Origin of the sequence: Chryseobacterium turcicum (assembly GCF_021010565.1) — a bacterium.
Taxonomy (GTDB): Bacteria; Bacteroidota; Bacteroidia; order Flavobacteriales; family Weeksellaceae; genus Chryseobacterium; species Chryseobacterium turcicum.
This window is the reverse complement of record NZ_JAJNAY010000001.1, coordinates 1,935,544-1,955,873: the sequence shown is the minus strand read 5'-3', so window position 1 is coordinate 1,955,873 and position 20,330 is coordinate 1,935,544. Positions and strand designations below refer to the sequence as shown.

Genomic DNA, 20,330 nt, shown 5'->3' with positions numbered 1-20,330 from the left:
AATTTAGTTGGTAAAAATGCATTTGCTTTAAAAACAATTGATAATTCAATGGTTAACGCTAAAGGTAAAAAAATTGAAAGATTAAAGTCTATTCAAACTAGAATCAATAATCAACGTAATAATTGGAATGTTAAAATATATAGAGATTTACGTGATTCTAAAATAGTCAAAAAAGCCTCTATTCTTTCAAAGGATAGTTTTATAATTGAAAAATATGAAGAAAATTCTTATCTAATAAAAACTTCAAAAAAAATTAAAAGTATAGTTGTTTTAAATAAGAATATGCCAATAACAGGTGATTGTTGTATTTTTGCAAATCATGAACCAAATGATTTTATAATAGAAATAAAAGAAGATTTAACTATAGAAACTGAAATATTTATTTATGATTATTTACAAAATGATTTCGGTTTCAGACTCGAAATTATTAATCAAGAAATAAAAAATATTGAATACGACCCGATTTTATAAAAAAATTACGGCTAACAACGGTTTGGCACAATAGCTAAATTTACAATTAGCATCACGTTCGATTTTCCGCTGGAAAATCTTATCTTAGCAAGAAATAATCGTTCCACGCAGTCGCTACTGCACCAAGCGGCAGAACGTTGGGCAAAACTATAACAGCAACATCCTAAAACGAAAATATGAATAACGGAAAATTTGTAATATCACTCGACTTTGAACTTCATTGGGGAGTTCGAGACAAAAAAACATTTCAAGAATATGGCGAAAATATCAGAGGCGTTCATACTGTTATTCCAAGACTCTTAAATACATTCAATACTTTTGACATTAATGCTACATTTTCAACAGTAGGTTTTTTGTTTTTTGAAAATAAGGCACAATTGCTTGGCAATATTCCATCAAATTTACCGAGTTATGATAATAATGATTTTTCCCCTTACTTAGGACATTTTAATTTAGTTGGAGATAATTATAAAGAAGATTTATACCACTTTGCACCACAATTAATAGCAGAAATAAAGAAATATCCTAAACAAGAAATTGGCTCACATACATTTTCGCATTATTATTGTTTAGAAAGTGGTCAGACAGTTGAGCAATTTCGTGATGACATTACGTATGCAATGAAAGTTGCAACAAAAAATAATGTAGTAATCACATCATTAATTTTCCCTAGAAATCAGTTTAATGAAGAATATTTAAACGTCTGTAATGATTTAGGTATAATTTGTTATAGAGGCAACGAGCATTCTTGGCTTTATGAAGCAAAAAATGGAAAACAAGAAAGTAGTTTCCGAAGAGCTTTACGTTTAATAGATGCCTACATTAATATTTCAGGACATAATTGTTATAGTACAGAATGTTTAAAGAGTAAATTCCCTATTGACATACCATCAAGTAGGTTTTTGAGACCGTTTAGTAATAGCTTAAAGATATTTGACCAACTAAGATTAAATCGTATAAAATCAGGAATGACATATGCTGCAAAAAATAATTTAACCTATCATTTGTGGTGGCATCCACATAATTTCGGAATAAATCAAAATGAAAATTTCAATTTTTTAGAAAAAATATTAGAGCATTACAAACTTTTAAATCTAAAATACAATTTTCAAAGTATTACAATGAGTAATTTAGCAAAAAAAATACAAAATGAAGGATAAAAAGATAATTTTGCTTGGTGGTTATGGACAATCAACCAGCATTGTATTTAACGCATTAAATGAAAAATTTAATGTTGTTACTGCAATTATTGAAGATAAAGAACCTTTAAAAATTTTCTTAAAAAGAAGAATAAAGCGACTTGGATTTACTACTGTATTTGGACAAATCTGTTTTCAACTCATTATACCAAAAACACTTCACTTCTTATCGAAAAATAGAAATGAAGAAATATTGAAAAGTAACAACTTAATAACAGATGAAATACCTTCACACAAAATAAAAAAAACAACTTCAATAAACTCTAAAAGTTCAATAGAATTAATTAAGTCATTAAACCCAGATTTGATTATTGTAAATGGGACAAGAATTATTTCAAAAAAAGTTCTACAAAGTGTTAATTGTAAATTTATCAATACACATGCAGGTATTACACCTATGTATAGAGGCGTACATGGAACATATTGGGCGCTTGTAAACAACGACGTAGACAATAGTGGCGTAACAGTACATTTTGTTGATGAAGGAATAGATACAGGCAACATAATTGCACAAAAACAAATTGTACCCAATTCTCATGACAATTTTTCTACTTATCCAATGTTACAGCTATCAATAGGCGTTAAATTACTTGTAGAAGCAGTAGATAATTATTTTAATGAACGTATTGTTATCTCAAAAGAAAAGGGAAAAAGTAAATTATATTATCACCCAACAATATGGGGTTATATGTATCATAGAATTTCAAGAGGTATAAAATAGCTTCGCCCAACATGAATTGTGTAAAAAACCAAACATTTCAGGCACTTTTTGCAATAAAATTATCTTGATACATTGTTTTGTTTTTTACCACCCCAAATACAATCTTGAGCAGCTTGTTGCACACCGCAATGATGGCTGCTTTTTTGTTCTTTCCCTTCTCAACTAAACGGTCAAAAAGTGCTTTGCATTGTGCATTGGTTTTCTTCGCATTTAAGGCACACATGTACAGAATATGCCGCAGTTGTTTTCCGCCCTGTTTACAGATTCTAACCCGTCCACGGATGCTGCTTCCGCTCCGATATTCGGTGGGACTTAGACCTGCATAAGAGATCAATTGCTTGTAAGAATCCATATCTTTAAAACCTTGGGTATAGATGATAAGTTCTGCTCCTGCTCTGCTGCCGATTCCTTTTACGCTGGTAACCAATTTCAACATTTCTGACTCCCAGGCCATCAGTTTTTGCTGCAAAATCATCTCTAAATTCTGCTTCTCTTCCTTAAGTTTTTTTATTATTTTTTCAAAGCTTTTCTCAATGGTTTTCGTCTCAAAAGGACATTTTTTGATGCTATGGATCTGGTTGCTGAATTTGGTGATTTCTTTCGTTAAATCGTGAATAGCGTTGTTTAAAGAACGGTACTCAAAGTACGCTGTATCGGGCATGGCGTAGATTTCCGGTTGTCGGTCAACACCATATTCGTAGATTCGTTTTGCATCTTTTTTATCCGATTTGTTACGTTCCAAATGCATCTGGATGTAACGCTTGATCTGCAACGCATTTACCACACTAAAAGCCATATTTTGTTCCTTCAAAAAAAAAATAAAATGCAAGTGATAAACTCCCGTCGCTTCCATTACAAAATGAGTTGACTTGCCCGATAATTTTATTATTTTACGAAAACCCGAAACTGTATTTGTGACTTGTAAATGCTGAAGAATTCCTTCCTTGTTTTTAAAATAAATATCTAATGTCTCACTGGAAACATCAATACCGCAATAATTGTTTTTCTCTTCCATTTTTTATACTTTTAATTTTTATTGAGAGAATGATTCTTACCTTTTAACCAACGATCCTAGCACGAACTTGATGTTCAAATAAACTGTACGGTTTGTGGTAAGAAAATGAGCAGGGATAATCATGTTAGCCAAGCTTAATGCTTAAAGGGTTTGCCTATCTTATTCTGCTCATTGATTCTTTCTTTTTTATCGTTTTATAATTAATAAATTTATAGAATTGCAAACATATGATAGGTTTGGCGCAATGGCTGGTGTCGAAGTGAATTGAAAAATTGGTTTCCGATTTCGCAAAAACCAATTTTATAGAGGTTTTTGTTATATTTACTCCATAATAATTAGCTTTTGCTCTGTGTCGTCAAGCCTCGGAACGTTAGCGGTCATTGTAAAAAACGGATGCTTAAAAACGAAAAATTGTTCATGGGAATATCTTGTACTCCATCTCCAATAAATAAAAAAGAATATATTTCTGATATTGGAAAAATTTTGGTTAATGATTATGGGAAAAAGAAATACTATAAACCAGAAGAAGTTACAAAATCACATAAAAAAAGTAAATGGTATGACGGTGTTGATTTTTCTTGCTGGGGTATGAGTACATTTTCTTCTCATACCGATTTTGATAAATATCATGAAGAAACAGGCGAAGTTTGTGATTATACTGAAATGAAATCTGAAATGTTAAGTGGTTTGTCAGTTTCTTCAAACACTGATTTATTTGATATTCCAAATATTGACATTGACGCATCCTGGTTAGATTTTGGTGATGTTTTTGAAGGAATTGGAGAATTTATCGGGGGGGGATATTTGACGGATTATAAAAAAAACAACGAACCGCTAACAAGGCATTACCAAAAGCGGGGCTGAAGCACTTCTATTGAGCTTTTTGTTTATATTTGATGAGGTATTTCTATTGAGTTTGGGTGCTAAAAATCCCCGCCTTCGACAATACCCGGAACGTTAGCAGCCATTTTAAAACGAGCGACCTTTAACATTAAGACGACCTAAAATAAAACACAGAATATATGGGGTTTTTTAATAAAATTTTTGGACAAAACGACAAAACAGAACAAACTAACGAAACGCGACCACAACAAAATTTGACACCTTGCAAAACCGAACAAGAACTTATAGAAAGATATGGAGGAATTGCAATGGATAAGCAATTAAGTTTTGGCGATTTTATTGGTAATAATAATTGGAATATAAATATTGCAAACGGAGAAATAAGCTTTGGAGATGACATTGTTCTTCCTATGCAAGTTCTTGGTACAATTTCTCATTCTTCGCAGACTTGGCTTTGGGCTTGGGCAAACACAAAATCTGGTCTTTCCGAAAATGTAATAAAGCAAGCACTGGAACTCAAAAAATATGGCGAAGAAAATGGGATTGACCTTTTAAGAAATGATACTTTCGATTTTACAAAAGAAGACTTACATCTAATCGGAATTATTGCGTCCGGAATTAATAATTTTAGTGGATATTATATTTGTGATTACGGACAAGGTGCAATGGTTGTAACAATAAAAAGCGAAAAAGTGGACAGAATTCATAAAGAAGATAATCATCATAGAATTTTAACCGTTTTTCCTCAATTAATTTCGCAGTTTGAAATGAACCATAATTTTGCTCTGACAAATTATCTAATTGCAAAAGGTTATACAATTTCAGAAAATGGGACAAAATTAATTATGACAAAAAATGGACAAACAATAACTGCTGAATTTGACGAATTATCAAGACTAACAAAACTAAACGGATAAAAAACGGCTGCTAATAGGTTTGACGCAATGGCTGTTGTCGAAGTGAATTGAAAAAGTGGTTTACTATTTCGAAAAAACAAATTTTATAAAGGTTTTTGTTATATTTACTCTATAATAATTGGCTTTTGCTCTGTGTCGTCAAAATTGAAAATTTAGTTTCCAATTTCCGCCACTCCGCCAAGCCTCGGAACGTTAGCGGTAATTTTTATGGACAGCGTAAATGACATTAAAGGACTATTAACATCACAGTTTGAAACAGACTTGTTTGAAGCTTCGCTAGCAAGCTTAAACGAGACAGGCAACAAACTGAGGTATAACAATTTTGCTTATTCTATAAGAGAGTTGTCAAGACATTTTTTGCATAGACTTGCCCCTGAACAAAATGTAAAAAATTGTAGTTGGTACAAAAAGGAAACTGAAGATGGAAAACCAACACGGTCGCAAAGAATTAGGTATGCAATTCAGGGCGGTATAACCAATAAGACACTTGGAAAATGGGGCTTTGACATAGAAGAGTTAAATGAAACAATAAAAGAAATTAAGGCTGTTATTGACACTTTAAGCAAATACACACATATTAATCCAGATGTTTTTGACTTAAAAGAAGACGAAATAGAGAAATATAAAAATGATGTTCTGTCAGCTTTTAAAAACTTTGTTCAAACTATTGAAAGTTACCGAGAGCAACTAAAAACGTTTTTGGACGGACATATAGAAGACCATATGATTTCATCAGTAGTATCAAATTATTTTGAAAACCTTGACCATTTAGCCCCGTATTATTCTTTGAATTATAGTGAACTGAAAGACTATCACATTTCCGAAATAACAGACCAAGAAATAATTGTCTCTGTTTTTGGTGATTTGCACGTTACTTTAGAATATGGCTCAAAGCAAGAAAGGCGTGATGACGATGGACTTGATTTAGAAGAGTGTTTTCCTTTTGAGACTAACATTAGATACGAAATAGAAGATGATTTTCCTTCTCAAAGATATGAAGTTGACGAATTTGATGTAGACACGTCCGAATGGTATGGAGACGAAGAGTATTACGAAAACGAGATTGATAAAGAAATTGACAAACGAATTAACGAAACAGAATAAAACTACCGCTAACAAGGTATTGCCAAAAGCGGGGCTGAGCGGCTTCGATTGGACATTTGTGCAAGGTTCAACATTTGTAGTTATATTGAACTTTTGTGCTAAAAATCCCCGCCTTCGGCAATACCCGGAACGTCGTACCCAATTATAACAGAACCCGAATCCTAACCAGAACTTAAATGAAAATAACTGAATTAAGAGATTACCAAATTGAATTTGAAAAAATCAGAGCAGATTATAATTCAGGTTTTATAGTAATAAATGGTTTACGGAAAAAATTCACATTAGACTATCCTATTCACGAAATTGCAAATTTGACAAAAGATGAATATGTAATTGGAAAAGGCGATTCAACATTTTGTAACAGAATAGAAAATGACCTTAACGATTGGGGAAATATTCATGGTAGTCCAGCAATAAAATTTGGTCTATATTTCGGAAAATACGGAGAAGATAAAACTCGAAAATATAGAATTGGACGAAACGAATATGGAACAGATGAAAATATCGCACTTAAAAAAATACTTTCTTCAATCGTCGAACTTTTAGAGAACAAAGATGATTTTGATATTTTAAAGAAAAATCCGATTTCACCAATGTACAAAGGGAAAATATTGTCAGTTTATTACCCAAATGATTTTTTAAATATTTTCTCTGCAAAGCACCTAAATTATTTTATTAATATTCTTGGTTTAGATAATGATTCGAAATCTGAATTAGATAAACAAGCACTTTTGCTTCACTATAAAAATAGCGACAAAGTGATGAAAGAATGGGATGTTTACGAGTTTAGCAAATTCCTATACAAATCATTTGGAAATCCAAATGACGAAGTAAAAGAACATAATATTTCCAAAGAACTTAAATATTTTAGATTAAGAGATTTTCCGCCAATTGAAAGTTTAAAATTTGACTATGTTGATTTACAAACAAATGAACTTACTGAGCCGAAAGAAAAAAGAACAGAAAAAGAAACAAAAATTGATTATTCTAACCGTTCAAAAAAGTTTAAACGAATTGGAGACAGAGGTGAGCAAATTGTTTTAAGAGCAGAAAGACAATTTCTAAAGAAAAATGGCAAAATGGATTTAGCAAAATTAGTTGACCAAATTTCTGAAAGAGATGATAGTGTTGGATATGATATAAAATCCTATGATTTGGACGGAACCGAAAAACTAATTGAAGTCAAATCAACTTTGAGAAAAATAGGCAAAAGCAATATTTTCCTTTCAGCAAACGAGTTACAAGTTGCAGAAAATGAGAAAAACTATTATTTCTACATTGTTTACGAAGTTGGAAGTACACGACCAAAAATATGGAGAATTAAAAGTTCGGATTTATTGAGCGATGAAAATATTGTAAAAGAACCGATTTTATATAAATTGAATATGCATACAAAATAACTGGGTACAACATGGGTTTTGCGCTAGTGGGGCGAAACTGCAAAGTTCAACAGTTGTTCTTCGGTTCAACTTTTGTGCAAAATTGAGGTTTTGCGCTTCGATTGCCCAACCATCACAAAACCTCAAAATATTGTCCCTCATTTTAAAGAAACATTCTTCAAAAAATAAAAATCAATGAACTCAAAATTTAAAATATTTTCAACTCTTGTTATAGTTTTTATATCTTCTTTTTCATTTGCTCAAAAAGTTTCACCTTTTCAAATCAATGGAGAGTTGTTTGAAATTCCTGGGAAATGGGAATTTAAAACACAGCTTAAAGAATCTGGCCAATTTCATTTATCAAACAAGAAAGAAAAACTCAATTTATTGATTTCTGTAAGAAAGCCAGAAAAATTTGAATTTTACCAAGAAGGATTAAATGATGCCGAACTTTTAAATAAATTTTACAAATGGGAATATGATTATTGGAATTCATCAAACGGAATTTCAACGGAAGTTTCTGAGACAAAAAGAAATGAAGATAAAAAATACATAATTTGGAAATTAATCGTTAAAAAGGTGCCAGAAAATAATGACAAAGACTTAATTTCTTATTTACTTTATGCAGTTAGAAATAATAATTTAATTTCAATTAATCTAACAAATAATACTGACAAAAAAAATTCACTAACGGAATCTGAATCCATTGAGCTACTCGAAAAAGTATATCTAAAATAGAAATGCGTGCAAGAAGGATTTTTCAGTAATGAGGCAAAACTACAAAGCTCAACTTTTATACTTCAATTACTTCACTATCGCAAAACCCGAAAACGTTAGCTGATATTTTAGAAGGACACAACAATGAAAGAACAGACAATAAAAAATATAATTGACTCCTATTTAAAAAAATGGGTTGATAACGAACTTAACAGTACGCCAAGTGATGTTGAACTTGAAATGGCTGACCCAAATCAAGACAAAGATGAGGAATGGCGAACTTGGCTTCCTATTGATAGTAAAGTAACAGATTTTGAAATTGAGGAAATAGAAAATAGAATTGGAAATAAATTTCCAAGTGATTACAAAAACTTTTTGAGACATAAGCACTTTTATGAACTTCAAATTTCCGAAGCTTCTTTTTGCGAACATCCTGTAAACATATGGAGAGCAAGTCTTTCAGAAATGATTTTTAATGGTTATCCTAGAGAATTCTTAATCGACAAAGGCTATATTCCTTTTATTAATTGGAGTGATTGGGGACTTCTTTGCTTCGACACAAATAGAAATCAAGATGACAAGAATTACCCAATAGTGCTATGGGACCACGAAACAGCAGAAGAATTTCAAGACCAATACCAAGACTTTTACGATTTAATTATAAAACTTGACGAAGAAGAAAGAAAAAACATCAACTAGCAAGTGTTTTGCAATAGTGGGGAGAAACTGGAAAGTTCAACAGTTGTAATTCGGTATAACTTTAATGCTAAAAACTCAGCCTTCGCCAGGCCCTAAACTTTATCTGCAACTTAAGTTTAAAAAAAACGTCCATAATCAAATGAGATTAATTACTTTAATTTTAGGAATTTTAACTTTCCTTTCTTATACAATTACAAAAGCTCAAAATACAGATTTTGATTATAAAAAAATTGAAAAAATTTCTGACAGTATCAAAATTCAAAATATTACGATTCATAATTTGTTTAAATCTCAAATTTTGGCACATAGAAACAATGAGTTTGATTCTATAATGATTGTGAAAAATGTTTATTTACCTCATCAAAAATTATGGGATAGTTGTTATGCTCAAATTTTTGGAGATGAAAATGCAAACCGGTTTAACACGAAAGAAGGAATGATAAAGTGGAATAAAACACTTTTTGAGAAAAGCAAAAATGAATTTATAGAAAAAACAAAAACGATTACAAGCATTAATCTTAATAAATTAATCACGACAAATCTTAAAAAATTTAATAGATTAGTTCCTTATCAACCTAATGCGAAAATAAGCATACTTTTTACTTCAATTACAGGAATTGGTTTTGGAGGATGCGATGCTCAACAATTTGCGTTAGAGTTAAATAATAAATCTATCGACATTAGTTACACCTTAGAAAAAGGATTGCCACACGAGTTGAACCACTTAGTTTACGAAAATTTCAGAAACAAAGATTCAGACAAAAGTTCTGCTTTGAGCCAAACCATCGATGAAGGATTTGCCTGTTATTTTACTTATATTTTCTTTGATAAAAAAAATCCAGAATATGAAGCTGTTGAAAATATGACAAAAGAAAATTGGAATTGGTTTATTAAAAACGAAAAAGAAATCTTTACAAAAACAAAATCTTACTTTTCCGATTCATCTGGAAATAATCCTTTGTTAAGAAATGAGAAACATAAACTTTTCCCCGAAGCTCCAAAATCTTTAAATTATTGGTTAGGGTTTAGAATCGTTTCGAAGTATGTAGAAAAGAATGGACAAAATTCTTGGAAAGATATTTACAAATTGACAGCAAAAGAAGTCTTGGAGAAAAGTGAATATGAAAAATATATAGAAAAATTATAGCTGCAGAAAGCATAAGTTCGGCAAAACTAAATTAAACTTTGGTACTTTATAAAGACCACTCTCACAAAGTTACAAACTATAATCAATGCGCAAACCCCACTCAATTCAACAATAAAATAAGATAACAATTACATCAATATTATGAGTTATATAGTAGTAGATATAGAATCTGATGGCCCAATTCCGGGAGATTATTCAATGATATGTTTTGGAGCTGTAATCGTGGAAGAAAACCTGAATAAAACCTTTTATGGTAAACTAAAACCAATTTCCGAAAAATGGCTTCCCGATGCACTTGCTATTTCAGGATTTAATCGCGAAGAAACGTTGGAATTTGATGACCCTACTGAAGTAATGTTAAAATTTGAAGATTGGATTAAAGATAATTCTAAAGGTAGACCAGTATTTATTAGTGATAATAATGGATTTGACTGGATGTTTATTTGTTGGTATTTCCATCATTTTATTGGGCGCAATCCTTTTGGGTATTCATCAAGAAGAATTTCAGATTTATATTGTGGGCTTGTAAAAGACACCTTTGCGCAATGGAAGCATTTAAGAAAAACAGAACATACCCACAATCCTGTTGATGACGCAAAAGGAAATGCAGAAGTCTTACTTTACATGAAGAATGAAATGGAATTAAAAATCAGCTTGAAATAAAAAACTACAACCAATAATCATTTTCCGATACTAAAATTAAAAGTCATCATCACAACCCCAAACCGTCAGTAGTAAAAAACAAAAAACCAGAAAATATGAGTTTCCATATCTACATAGAAAAAAAAACAAGATATTTCATTTAATCAGTTATTAGAAAGCAAATATTTACCTAAAAATACGAATATATCATTTGGAGCTAATGCAAATGAATTACTACATGGATATTCAAAATTATATATTCCTCAACTTTCTTCAAGAGGTGTTGCAATTACAACAAATCAAGATGAGTTTGATGTAGAAATTAATACTGGAGCTACTAAAGACGATTGGAGATTGGCAGTAAAAATTTCTTTAGCATTAAGTGAATTAAATAATTCTGTAATAAAACCAGAACTTGGTAATGAAAAAACCTTTGAAGAATTTGAGAGAGATTATAATGAAGAATGGATTGAAAGTATTAAATATTTATCAATGGATACTTTTATTCAAATGTTTAAAGAGGGAAAAACTGATGGTGGTGTTATGACATTTATGGGCTGCATTAGAGATTTTTATGCAGGAAATTATATTATTGACACACTTTCTAAAGGTACTATTTCCGAAGAAATGTTTTATGATAGGCTTATCGAAGATATAAGAAAATTACAGTTTATTGAAGACTATGAAAAAGAAATAGAGTTTCCAAGTGTAAGAATAATGGACTTTCCAGAAGGAGAAAAGAAAATAGCAATTTTTCCAGCAAACTATACAGTTTTACTACCAAAAGTTGATTATGTTTTTTTAATGAAAAAAAATGACACTATTGCACAAGTTCCTTATGATGATTTTATTAAATACATTTCAAAGCAAGCCAAAAGAGTTGATGAACTACAATATATTATTCATCCAATAAACGAAATTGAACATTACAAAATACTTTTACATTTTAAAACATTGGAAAATGAGAAAAATATTATTCAGAAAGGCCTAAACAATGAAACAAAAAAAGAAACGAAAGAGGAAGTAAATAAAATTGAAAAATTAGACAGTAAAAAATGGTGGAAATTTTGGGAATAAAATTTACTATCAACTCAAAACTTAAAAACAATGAAAGAGTTCTCACAATCAGTTTGCGAAAAAATAGGACATTACGTTTATGTCTTAAAAGACCCAAGAAATTCTAAAATATTTTACATTGGTAAAGGCATTGGAAATAGAGTTTTTCATCACGTATTTGGTATATTAGAAAATTCAAATGAAACAGATAAACTAAATTTAATTCGTGAAATTATTAATGATAATTTAGAAATTCAACATTATATTTTGAGACATGATTTAACAAGTGAACAAGCATTAGAAATAGAAAGTGCTTGTATAGACCTTTTAGGTTTACAAAACTTGACAAATTCAGTAAAAGGACATAATTCTTGGGAGCGCGGACTAAAAACAGTTAATGAAGTTATTCAATATTATGATGCAAAAATTGTAACCATTACTGAACCCGCTATTATAATAACAATAAATAAGCATTATAAAAGATTCATGTCACCAGAAGAACTTTATAATATTACTCGTATTTCTTGGCGAATTGCAGATAAAAGAATAAAAACCATAAAATATGGTATTGCATCTTATCGTGGAATTGTGAGAGAAGTATATGAAATAGAAAATTGGCTTAAAACAAAAGATGGAAAAAGATGGTATTTTACAGGAAAAATAGCCGAAGAAAGTATTAGAAATAAATACCTTAATCAATCTCTCGAAAACTATATTAAAAAAGGTAGTCAAAATCCAATAAAATACACCTTTTAATAAAAGCCAATGTACAACATCAATTTGGCAAGATAATGTTACTGCTAATTCGAAGATTAGTCCTTTTTATAAAATTGAGTTATTATTGAAAGTATAGTACTTTTATTAACGCGCAAAACCTTCGCCCTAATTCCCAAACCAACGATGCAAACAGAAAAACAAAAAAAGAAAATTCTACAACTTGCCGAAAATGATGAAAGAATTAGAGCGGTCATCTTAAACGGTTCAAGAGCAAATCCCAACGTTTGCCCTGACCAATATCAAGATTTTGATATTGTTTTTATCGTTAATGATTTCAATTCATTTTTAAATGACAGAAGTTGGATTAAAAAGTTAGGAAAACCTATTTTGCAACAACTTCCGGATGAAATGGAATTAGGAAAAGATGTCAATCAAGACAATTTTGCTTTTGGGTTTTTAATGATTTTTGAGGAAGATTATAGAATTGACCTTACATTATTTCCTGCAGATAAATTTGAATCTCATTTTAAAACCGACAGTTTAACGGTTGTTTGGCTAGACAAAGACCATCGGTTTGAGAAGCCATCAAAGCCATCTGATAAAGATTATCATATCAAAAAACCTACTCAAAAGGAATTTACCGAAGTTTGCAATGAGTTTTGGTGGACGATTACCAATGTTGCAAAAGGACTAAAAAGAGAAGAGATAATCTACGCAAAAGATATGTTGGAAAATGTGGTAAGACCTATGTTTTGGCAACTTATCGAATGGAATATTGGCAACGAACACGATTTCCAGATTTCACTTGGAAAATCAGGAAAGTTTGCCAAGAAATTAATACCCAAACCACTTTATGAAAATATTTTAAAAACATATTCAGATTCAAATATTGAAAACAATTGGAAGGCATTGCTAATTATGGTAAACATATTTACCAACGAACAAAATAAATTAGGAAAAGCGCTCAAATTTCAAATTAACACAACCGAAGCCGAAAACTCTACAAAGTATATGCAGAAAACGAGGAAAGAATAAAGATCAAAGATTTTTGAAAGCTTATGTGTTCTTTTTTGTTTTAAAAATAAGCTTTAATAGAAATATCTAAATCTTTTGTGGTTTAATAGAAAGTTTAATATCAATGTTTGGAAGTTTTGGAAATGGTACCGATATTTTGAAACCAGCCATATTTTGAGCTATCCCTATTTAGAAAACAAAAGAATAATTACCCAAAACCTAAATAAATGAAATTCAAATTATTATTCATACTCCTATTTATTTCTCTAAAATTTTTTGCTACCGGACAAGAACCCAATTTCATTAAAATTGATGGAAAAGAGTATGATTTATTAAATGACCCTTTAGAAAAATATTTTCAAGAACATCCTGAAAATCATCCCATTTTCGGAGAAAAATTCATTAAAAAAGATGAAAAAGGAGAAACCTATTTTACAACTTCTACAGCAAACTGGCGCGGATATGTTGCCTATTTTGAAATCATAAATAATGAACTTTTTCTCACTGACCTTAAAATCGACGATTCTAATTCGGGTTTATTGATTTCCGTATACAACAAAATTTTTACAGATAATAAAACGGTAAAGCTAAATTACTCCGGAATTCTCACAGTTCCAACCGGAGATTTTATCGATTCTGATAATTTCGGGTTTTCAAGTTACTACAAAAGCTACCTCCTCCTCACGGTTAAAAATGACCATTTAGAAAAAAAGAAAGAGCTGCAAAACAAAGATTACATGAAGTTTAAAATAAAGCAATTCGAAGAATTTCAAAAAACTAAAGACTATAAAATAGCCTATGAAGACTATATTAAAAGCAATACAGAGAGCGAAAAAATAGAATTATCATTCGCAAAAACTAAAAGCAAAATTGCCGAAATAAAAAAGCAATACTCTAAAAAACCAACAAAAGAACAAATCGACGGCTTTCTTTTTATGATGTCAAATTTAGAGCAAATTTATGTTGACTATTAAAGTTTGCCCTACATTTCACAGAATTTTTCTTTAAATGTTCATTTTAAATACAAGAAAAATTCAAAGTATAAAATCATTTTTCAATATTCTCAAATCTCAATCGAACATTTAAAAAAGTTTATTAATATTGTGAATATCCGTCTTTAAGCATAACGCTAAAATCAGCAGTCGTTTTGTCATTCCGCAGGAATCTCAACACATTGAAAATGAACTAGTTTAGATTTCTACAGAATGACAAACAAGCTGTTAAAAATTAAGTTATTATTAATTACGGACATTCATATTAATATTTTACCTCCGAGATTCTACATTGGAACGATGTAATTTTATATTCTTGCGATGTAACTTTATAATGAAGCGTTGTAACTCTATATTCGAGCATTGCAACTTTACATTCTTGCGTTGTAACTTTACATTCGAGCGTTGCAACTTTACATTCTTGCGTTGCAACTTTACATTCGAGCGTTGCAACTTTACATTCGAGCGTTGCAACTTTACATTCTTGCGTTGTAACTTTACATTCGAGCGTTGCAACTTTATATTCTTCTGATGTAAAATAATATTCAATCATTGAAATCATTGATATTTAAAAGAAATTTTGTTTTTTTTAGACTCTGAGTAAGAACAATAGTACTTCAAAAATTCAAAGTCCTGAAAGGACGTTTTACTAAAGCATTGCGTGAAACCCAATGATAAAAAACACGATATCGTATATAGAAGCACTGAAGGGGCGAAATCAATTATATTACAACAATTTTAGTACATGACATTTTTTTTAACCGCAAAAGTGACAAAAGATTTTATAATGGATAAGTCATCCAAAAGCTAACAAAACAAGTGATAAAGCTTAAAAAACATTTTGTAAACTTTTGAACTTCTCTTTTTTCAATCATTTCTTTTGATGCTTTTGCGGTTAAAAAGAGATTTTAAGTTTTTGCGATGTACTAAAGATGTAGAGTTACATTTTTCGGTCTGAATTCTACATTGGTACACCTGCAAATAATATTCTCGTATCCGGAAGCTATAATTTTAGCGATGTAAATTTATATTCTTTTGATGGTATGATGATAGTCTTCCTTCAATTCTTTTCTAAAATTAGAATGCTGGGTCGCAGTAAAATAATCACAAAAAACTTGGTAAATCGCAGAATCTGTATGAGTTGCTTTAAGTCCCAAATGAAAATACATCTCCAGAATCTGATGCGATAAACTTTCAACTACATCTGAAGAATACTCATGAATTTCAAATTGTTTTTCAGAAATAATAAGTTGAGAATGAGTTAATAAAAATTCGATTTCATCAGCAAACTCAATTACTTTTTCCATCGCTTTCGCTATTCTACTATTAAATAAATTCAAATCAAGATGGGGACGAATGACAATCGCTTCTTCGGCAAAATGAGAAGCCATCCCAAGATAATTAACCAACAGCGTTAAATCTGCAAAAATTCTAAATGGAATTTTATCTAAAACATCATCCGTAAAAAACTCATCATAAATAAAACTGTAGTCTTTAGAAACCTTCACATTTTCAACCTTGAAAGAATACGTTCCGGTTGCTCTCATTCCCATCGATTTCCAGTTCGGAATTATTTCAGCTTGATTTTTAGAAATAACAAATGACCTAATCAATTCAGAACCCGATTCATCCAATAAAGAATTTCCGTTTTCCGTCAGTTTTGCATTCAGCGTAAAATGACTTAAATGCGGGGCACCAGTTGCAAAATGCCAAAGTCCGTTAATCAAAAAAGTTCCGTCGGTTTGTTTTTCTGCAGTTCCACCAATCATTCCGCTTCCTCCGAAACAGGTTTTAGCATCCGCAAAAAGCTCTTTTGCGAGTTTAGGTTTTAAGTTTCTGGAGAAAAAATTGGCTCCCGCACATAAAGTGAACATCCAGCCTAAACTCCCATCTATTTTTGACCAATCAAAAAGAATTTTCAACCCTTGATTTAAACGCAACCCCAATCCGCCATATAGTTTAGGAACCCAAATCTGAAGCAATCTTTTCTGATGAATTTGATTAATAATCTCATGTGGAACTTCAGAGGCTCCATGCATTTTTTCTCTTAATTCTTGAGGTGTAAACATATTTTAAAACTCTTAGAGTTTGTTTAAATTTAAATGAAAATAATTCATCTCGCAGATTTTGCTGATTTAGCAGATTAATTTCTGCTGTTTTTAATCTGCTAAATCTGTACAATCTGCGAGAATTAAAAAAACTGATTGAAAAAAATCAGAAGCCAATCATACAGAATTTAAATTAAGTGAATGTCAGCCTTTAAGCATAACGCTAAAATCAGCAGTCGTTTTGTCATTCCAGAGGAATCTCAACACACTGAAAACAAATCAGTTTAGATTCTGCGAAATGATAAACAAACTTTTAAAAATTAAGTTGTTATTAATTACGGACATTCATAAAATTAATTTTAAGCTCCCCGTTTTCAAGCTTCATCAAGCGACTTGTCACCATCTTTGCTCCTTAAAAAACCACGCTAATAAAATTAAAACTTTGCGTTAAAAAATTAAACATCAACCTGATTAAGTTACAGAAACCAATTTAGATTTAATATTTTTCCGCCATTCCAAATACCCTGAAATAGCAACGATAAATAAGAAAACCGTCAAAGCTGCGTACAAATAAAGACCTTTATGAATCAACAACGGAATTGCAATAATGTTGCTCATATTCAGTAAAATCCAGTTTTCAATTTTTCTTCGAGCCATCAACCACATTCCTGCCCAAGCAAAAGCACTCACTAAGGAATCCAAAATCGGAACATCAGAATCGGTAAAATGGGTAAGAAAAACCCAGAAAAGACTGAAAGTTCCAACCACAATTCCTGCAGTGATTAATTTTTCCTGATTCGTCGTTTCGGAAATAACGGTTTCAGATTTTCTTTTTCCAAACTTCCAATAAAGTAATCCGTAGATACTCATTACCAAATAGTAAAGATTTAAAGTAAATTCTGCATAAAGCTTTGCATAAAACATTACATAAAGCGAAAGTGAAATTCCGGCAATCCCAAAAAGATAATTGTTTGAATTGTTTTTTCGGGCTAATAAAACCTGAAATACTGAGAAGAAGACACCCAACCATTCTTGCCAGGTGGTATGTTGTAAAAAGTCCTGCATCAAATTAACTTATATAAATTAAATGATGAGATGATAAATTATAAAAATCCCTACGTCGGCATTATCCGAATCAGGTGTGGAAAAACTTCCCGGGTATCATCTCAGCCGCAATATGCAGCACCCCATTAATGCCGCAAATGTGAGACTTTTTTTTGGAAAATAAAAATCTTTTGTTTTCAAACTGTAAAAGAGATTTTATATATTGATTTAAACATAATTATTTATTTAACGCAATGAGCGCAAAGATTTTTTTTAAATTGTTTGAGGATATTTTTCCGTCCGCAAAGGCGTTCCACTCAGCGAAAAACGCAATTTACCTTTGCTGAACGAAGTGTCCTTGCGAACGGAAAATGTTTTCATTTTATATAAATTAATCTTGCGAACATTGCGTTTAAAATTCACGCATTCTTTAAAGCCAAATAATTCTATAGTTTCTTTTGCAGTTAAATCACAACCGCTTACAAACGGATATGTTGTATCTTTCACCTTCAAATAAATTTATCGTGAAAAAAACTTTCAAAAGAACGCTCAGAGTTTCAAAATATGTTATTTATAAAGAAACTCTTATTGATTATAAAGAACATTTTTGGTCTTTTTTAGGAGCATTTGTTGGAATTGGAGTGATTGCTTTCCTGCAGTCCCAATATTTATTTAAACAGGAAAATATTTTCTTAATCGGTTCATTCGGAGCCTCTTGTGTTTTGATTTATGGAGCCATTCAAAGTCCGCTCGCTCAGCCGAGAAATTTTGTTGGAGGTCATGTTATTTCTGCATTAATCGGAGTTACTGTTTTTAAAATTGTTCCCGATATTATCTGGATCTCTGCACCTCTTGCCGTTGCTTTTTCTATTGTTGCCATGCAATACACAAAAACTCTTCATCCACCGGGAGGCGCAACAGCTTTAATTGCAGTCAGTTCCACAGGAAAAATTCCTGAATTAGGATATTGGTACGTACTTTCACCTGTTCTGTCGGGTTGTCTTATCTTACTTTTAGTCGCTTTGGTTTTTAACAATATGACTAAAAACAGAAGCTACCCTACTCACAGCAGATTTATAAAATTGCTAAAGAAAAAACACAAACATCATTTGAAAAATTAATTATCATGGAATGTATTGAATGCGGAGAAAAAATTATCGGAAGGTCCGACAAAAAATTCTGTAACGACTCTTGCAGAAATGCTTACAACAATAATCAGAATAAAGATTCGAGCAATCTGATGCGGAATGTAAATAATAAACTCCGTAAAAATTATCGCATTCTGAGTGAAATCAATATCGAAGGAAAAACCAAAATTACAAAGTCAAAATTGGATGGCTTAGGTTTTGATTTTAATTATTTCACCAACATAAAAGTATATAAAAACGGTTCGGAATACATGTTTGTGTACGACCAAGGTTATAAAATACTGGAAGAAGATTACGTTTTAATCGTAAAAAATTAGTTTTGATACGTGATAAAAAAATTAAAAATATAATTTTAACCGCAAAAGAATCAAAAGAAATGATTGAAAAATAGAAATTCAAAAGTTTCCAAAATATAAAAGTTTACGTTATTTTTTGTTAGCTTTTGAATAACTTATTCCGTCATAAAATCTTTTGTTGCTTTTGCGGTTAAAAAATAGCAGGTATTAAAAAAAATAATCTAAAAAATAGATGAAAGAAATTGTATTAATTACCGGTGCAAGCGGAGCAATTGCAAGGGAGCTTTCAAAAAAAATTGAAAAAGACTATACAGTACGCTTCTTAACCAGAAAAAAGAAAGCCGAAAATGAGTTTGAATGGAATCTTGAAAATAATACGATAGATGAGCAAGCATTCGAAAACGTAAGCCATATTATTCATCTTGCAGGAGCCAATATTTCTGAAAAACGTTGGACACAAGACCGAAAAAAAGAACTGATTTCAAGTAGGGTAAATTCGGCAAAATTGATTTTAAATACTTTAAAAAAGAAAAACATAAAGCTCAAATCTTTTATTTCAGCTTCCGGAATTAATTTTTACGGAACCAAAACAACCGATAAAATTTTCACTGAAAATGATGCTTCCGGAAATGATTTTCTGAGTGAAGTTGTCGTGGTTTGGGAGAAAGCGGCTGATGAATTTAAAGAACAAAATATCGCAGAAAGAGTGGTAAAAATAAGAACTGCCGTTGTTCTTGATAAAAATGACGGCGCATTGGCAAAAATGATGCCCCCAATACAATTCGGGATTGGCTCACCCATCGGAAGCGGAAAACAATATATGCCATGGATTCATGTGGATGATATTTGTGGGATTTATGAGTTCGTTTTAAAAAATCATGAAATTGATGGTGCTTATAATGCTTCGTCTCCACAACATACAACCAATGAAAATTTAACGAAGTTAATTGCGAAGGTTTTAAAGAAGTCTTTGTTGATGCCGAATGTCCCATCATTTATTTTAAAATTGATATTTGGAGAATTGGCAGACGCTTTGCTGGAAGGTTCTAGAGCTTCATCAGAGAAAATAGAGAAAGCAGGTTTTGAGTTTCAATTTCCTGATTTGAAAATGACTTTGGAGGATTTGCTGAAAAATAATGAAATTTAAAACAGTTTATCTCG

General features: G+C 31.0%; 23 protein-coding genes and 1 riboswitch. Of the genes, 18 read left to right on the top strand and 5 right to left on the bottom strand.

Annotation, left to right across the window (positions count from 1 at the left end):
* Window positions 1-48 precede the first annotated feature (48 nt).
* The 3 genes from LO744_RS08865 to LO744_RS08855 all read left to right on the top strand — a co-directional run bounded on the left by LO744_RS08865 (window position 49) and on the right by LO744_RS08855 (window position 2,391).
* Window positions 49-471, top strand: a complete 423-nt coding sequence (locus LO744_RS08865) for a hypothetical protein (RefSeq protein WP_230668724.1) — start codon at window positions 49-51, stop codon at window positions 469-471.
* Window positions 472-647: 176 nt separating this feature from the next.
* Window positions 648-1,631 (top strand): polysaccharide deacetylase family protein, encoded by a 984-nt coding sequence (locus LO744_RS08860; RefSeq protein ID WP_230668723.1) that lies wholly within the window; start codon window positions 648-650, stop codon window positions 1,629-1,631.
* On the top strand, window positions 1,621-2,391 hold the full coding sequence (locus LO744_RS08855; RefSeq protein ID WP_230668722.1) for a formyl transferase: 771 nt from the start codon (window positions 1,621-1,623) through the stop codon (window positions 2,389-2,391). The genes LO744_RS08860 and LO744_RS08855 overlap by 11 nt, the downstream gene beginning before the upstream one ends.
* 37 nt (window positions 2,392-2,428) lie before the next feature.
* Here the strand turns inward: LO744_RS08855 and LO744_RS08850 are convergent, their stop codons facing one another.
* Window positions 2,429-3,406 carry an IS110 family RNA-guided transposase gene (locus LO744_RS08850; RefSeq protein WP_230668721.1) on the bottom strand — a complete coding sequence of 326 codons (978 nt, stop codon included), beginning with the start codon at window positions 3,404-3,406 and terminating at the stop codon, window positions 2,429-2,431.
* Window positions 3,407-3,799: 393 nt separating this feature from the next.
* Here LO744_RS08850 and LO744_RS08845 point away from each other — a divergent pair, with 393 nt between their 5' ends.
* The 12 genes from LO744_RS08845 to LO744_RS08790 all read left to right on the top strand — a co-directional run bounded on the left by LO744_RS08845 (window position 3,800) and on the right by LO744_RS08790 (window position 14,615).
* Window positions 3,800-4,270, top strand: coding sequence for a hypothetical protein (locus tag LO744_RS08845; protein WP_230668720.1), 471 nt, complete (start codon window positions 3,800-3,802; stop codon window positions 4,268-4,270).
* A 158-nt stretch (window positions 4,271-4,428) separates the two neighbouring features.
* Window positions 4,429-5,166 (top strand): DUF6882 domain-containing protein, encoded by a 738-nt coding sequence (locus LO744_RS08840; RefSeq protein ID WP_230668719.1) that lies wholly within the window; start codon window positions 4,429-4,431, stop codon window positions 5,164-5,166.
* A gap of 207 nt (window positions 5,167-5,373) precedes the next feature.
* Entirely contained in the window at window positions 5,374-6,270 is an 897-nt protein-coding gene (locus LO744_RS08835; RefSeq protein WP_230668718.1) for a pPIWI-associating nuclease domain-containing protein, read from the top strand.
* Window positions 6,271-6,446: 176 nt separating this feature from the next.
* Complete coding sequence (locus LO744_RS08830) at window positions 6,447-7,670, top strand: DUF3883 domain-containing protein (RefSeq protein WP_230668717.1); 1,224 nt, start codon at window positions 6,447-6,449, stop codon at window positions 7,668-7,670.
* 174 nt (window positions 7,671-7,844) lie between these two features.
* A complete protein-coding gene (locus tag LO744_RS08825) occupies window positions 7,845-8,387 on the top strand; it encodes a hypothetical protein (protein WP_230668716.1) in 543 nt (180 codons plus the stop codon).
* Between the two features lie 123 nt (window positions 8,388-8,510).
* Window positions 8,511-9,065, top strand: a complete 555-nt coding sequence (locus tag LO744_RS08820) for an SMI1/KNR4 family protein (protein WP_230668715.1) — start codon at window positions 8,511-8,513, stop codon at window positions 9,063-9,065.
* Between the two features lie 139 nt (window positions 9,066-9,204).
* Complete coding sequence (locus LO744_RS08815) at window positions 9,205-10,212, top strand: DUF2268 domain-containing putative Zn-dependent protease (RefSeq protein ID WP_230668714.1); 1,008 nt, start codon at window positions 9,205-9,207, stop codon at window positions 10,210-10,212.
* A gap of 141 nt (window positions 10,213-10,353) precedes the next feature.
* A complete protein-coding gene (locus LO744_RS08810) occupies window positions 10,354-10,875 on the top strand; it encodes a 3'-5' exonuclease (RefSeq protein ID WP_230668713.1) in 522 nt (173 codons plus the stop codon).
* Window positions 10,876-11,208: 333 nt separating this feature from the next.
* Window positions 11,209-11,931: a hypothetical protein gene (locus LO744_RS08805; protein WP_230668712.1), complete on the top strand. Its 723-nt coding sequence runs from the start codon at window positions 11,209-11,211 to the stop codon at window positions 11,929-11,931.
* A 30-nt stretch (window positions 11,932-11,961) separates the two neighbouring features.
* Window positions 11,962-12,666 (top strand): LEM-3-like GIY-YIG domain-containing protein, encoded by a 705-nt coding sequence (locus LO744_RS08800; protein ID WP_230668711.1) that lies wholly within the window; start codon window positions 11,962-11,964, stop codon window positions 12,664-12,666.
* 144 nt (window positions 12,667-12,810) lie between these two features.
* Window positions 12,811-13,662, top strand: coding sequence for an aminoglycoside 6-adenylyltransferase (locus LO744_RS08795; protein ID WP_230668710.1), 852 nt, complete (start codon window positions 12,811-12,813; stop codon window positions 13,660-13,662).
* A 206-nt stretch (window positions 13,663-13,868) separates the two neighbouring features.
* Window positions 13,869-14,615, top strand: a complete 747-nt coding sequence (locus tag LO744_RS08790) for a hypothetical protein (RefSeq protein WP_230668709.1) — start codon at window positions 13,869-13,871, stop codon at window positions 14,613-14,615.
* Between the two features lie 283 nt (window positions 14,616-14,898).
* Here LO744_RS08790 and LO744_RS08785 read toward each other — a convergent pair whose 3' ends face one another.
* From LO744_RS08785 to LO744_RS08770, 4 genes are all read right to left on the bottom strand, one after another.
* The gene (locus tag LO744_RS08785) at window positions 14,899-15,195 is read right to left on the bottom strand and encodes a hypothetical protein (protein ID WP_230668708.1); all 297 of its coding nucleotides are present in this window, start codon (window positions 15,193-15,195) and stop codon (window positions 14,899-14,901) included.
* Window positions 15,196-15,658: 463 nt separating this feature from the next.
* Window positions 15,659-16,702, bottom strand: a complete 1,044-nt coding sequence (locus tag LO744_RS08780; RefSeq protein ID WP_230668707.1) for an acyl-CoA dehydrogenase family protein — start codon at window positions 16,700-16,702, stop codon at window positions 15,659-15,661.
* A gap of 450 nt (window positions 16,703-17,152) precedes the next feature.
* Window positions 17,153-17,749, bottom strand: a complete 597-nt coding sequence (pnuC, locus tag LO744_RS08775) for a nicotinamide riboside transporter PnuC (protein ID WP_230668706.1) — start codon at window positions 17,747-17,749, stop codon at window positions 17,153-17,155.
* Between the two features lie 27 nt (window positions 17,750-17,776).
* A riboswitch (TPP riboswitch) is annotated at window positions 17,777-17,881 on the bottom strand.
* A gap of 117 nt (window positions 17,882-17,998) precedes the next feature.
* On the bottom strand, window positions 17,999-18,232 hold the full coding sequence (locus LO744_RS08770) for a hypothetical protein (RefSeq protein ID WP_230668705.1): 234 nt from the start codon (window positions 18,230-18,232) through the stop codon (window positions 17,999-18,001).
* Window positions 18,233-18,249: 17 nt separating this feature from the next.
* Here LO744_RS08770 and LO744_RS08765 point away from each other — a divergent pair, with 17 nt between their 5' ends.
* The 3 genes from LO744_RS08765 to LO744_RS08755 all read left to right on the top strand — a co-directional run bounded on the left by LO744_RS08765 (window position 18,250) and on the right by LO744_RS08755 (window position 20,316).
* The gene (locus LO744_RS08765) at window positions 18,250-18,846 is read left to right on the top strand and encodes an HPP family protein (RefSeq protein ID WP_230668704.1); all 597 of its coding nucleotides are present in this window, start codon (window positions 18,250-18,252) and stop codon (window positions 18,844-18,846) included.
* A 2-nt stretch (window positions 18,847-18,848) separates the two neighbouring features.
* Window positions 18,849-19,190 (top strand): DUF2116 family Zn-ribbon domain-containing protein, encoded by a 342-nt coding sequence (locus LO744_RS08760; protein WP_230670518.1) that lies wholly within the window; start codon window positions 18,849-18,851, stop codon window positions 19,188-19,190.
* A gap of 211 nt (window positions 19,191-19,401) precedes the next feature.
* The gene (locus LO744_RS08755) at window positions 19,402-20,316 is read left to right on the top strand and encodes a TIGR01777 family oxidoreductase (protein WP_230668703.1); all 915 of its coding nucleotides are present in this window, start codon (window positions 19,402-19,404) and stop codon (window positions 20,314-20,316) included.
* The last annotated feature ends 14 nt before the right edge of the window (window positions 20,317-20,330 follow it).

Excerpts from the sequence above, each read along its gene's own strand:
- LO744_RS08795 (WP_230668710.1), top strand. The coding sequence starts at position 12,811 with ATGCAAACAGAAAAACAAAAAAAGAAAATTCTACAACTTGCCGAAAAT.
- LO744_RS08865 (WP_230668724.1), top strand. The coding sequence starts at position 49 with ATGGTTAACGCTAAAGGTAAAAAAATTGAAAGATTAAAGTCTATTCAA.
- LO744_RS08820 (WP_230668715.1), top strand. The coding sequence starts at position 8,511 with ATGAAAGAACAGACAATAAAAAATATAATTGACTCCTATTTAAAAAAA.
- LO744_RS08780 (WP_230668707.1), bottom strand. The coding sequence starts at position 16,702 with ATGTTTACACCTCAAGAATTAAGAGAAAAAATGCATGGAGCCTCTGAA.
- LO744_RS08785 (WP_230668708.1), bottom strand. The coding sequence starts at position 15,195 with ATGATTTCAATGATTGAATATTATTTTACATCAGAAGAATATAAAGTT.
- LO744_RS08835 (WP_230668718.1), top strand. The coding sequence starts at position 5,374 with ATGGACAGCGTAAATGACATTAAAGGACTATTAACATCACAGTTTGAA.
- LO744_RS08825 (WP_230668716.1), top strand. The coding sequence starts at position 7,845 with ATGAACTCAAAATTTAAAATATTTTCAACTCTTGTTATAGTTTTTATA.
- LO744_RS08840 (WP_230668719.1), top strand. The coding sequence starts at position 4,429 with ATGGGGTTTTTTAATAAAATTTTTGGACAAAACGACAAAACAGAACAA.
- LO744_RS08830 (WP_230668717.1), top strand. The coding sequence starts at position 6,447 with ATGAAAATAACTGAATTAAGAGATTACCAAATTGAATTTGAAAAAATC.
- LO744_RS08860 (WP_230668723.1), top strand. The coding sequence starts at position 648 with ATGAATAACGGAAAATTTGTAATATCACTCGACTTTGAACTTCATTGG.
- LO744_RS08855 (WP_230668722.1), top strand. The coding sequence starts at position 1,621 with ATGAAGGATAAAAAGATAATTTTGCTTGGTGGTTATGGACAATCAACC.
- LO744_RS08800 (WP_230668711.1), top strand. The coding sequence starts at position 11,962 with ATGAAAGAGTTCTCACAATCAGTTTGCGAAAAAATAGGACATTACGTT.
- LO744_RS08845 (WP_230668720.1), top strand. The coding sequence starts at position 3,800 with ATGCTTAAAAACGAAAAATTGTTCATGGGAATATCTTGTACTCCATCT.
- LO744_RS08755 (WP_230668703.1), top strand. The coding sequence starts at position 19,402 with ATGAAAGAAATTGTATTAATTACCGGTGCAAGCGGAGCAATTGCAAGG.
- LO744_RS08850 (WP_230668721.1), bottom strand. The coding sequence starts at position 3,406 with ATGGAAGAGAAAAACAATTATTGCGGTATTGATGTTTCCAGTGAGACA.
- LO744_RS08790 (WP_230668709.1), top strand. The coding sequence starts at position 13,869 with ATGAAATTCAAATTATTATTCATACTCCTATTTATTTCTCTAAAATTT.
- LO744_RS08810 (WP_230668713.1), top strand. The coding sequence starts at position 10,354 with ATGAGTTATATAGTAGTAGATATAGAATCTGATGGCCCAATTCCGGGA.
- LO744_RS08815 (WP_230668714.1), top strand. The coding sequence starts at position 9,205 with ATGAGATTAATTACTTTAATTTTAGGAATTTTAACTTTCCTTTCTTAT.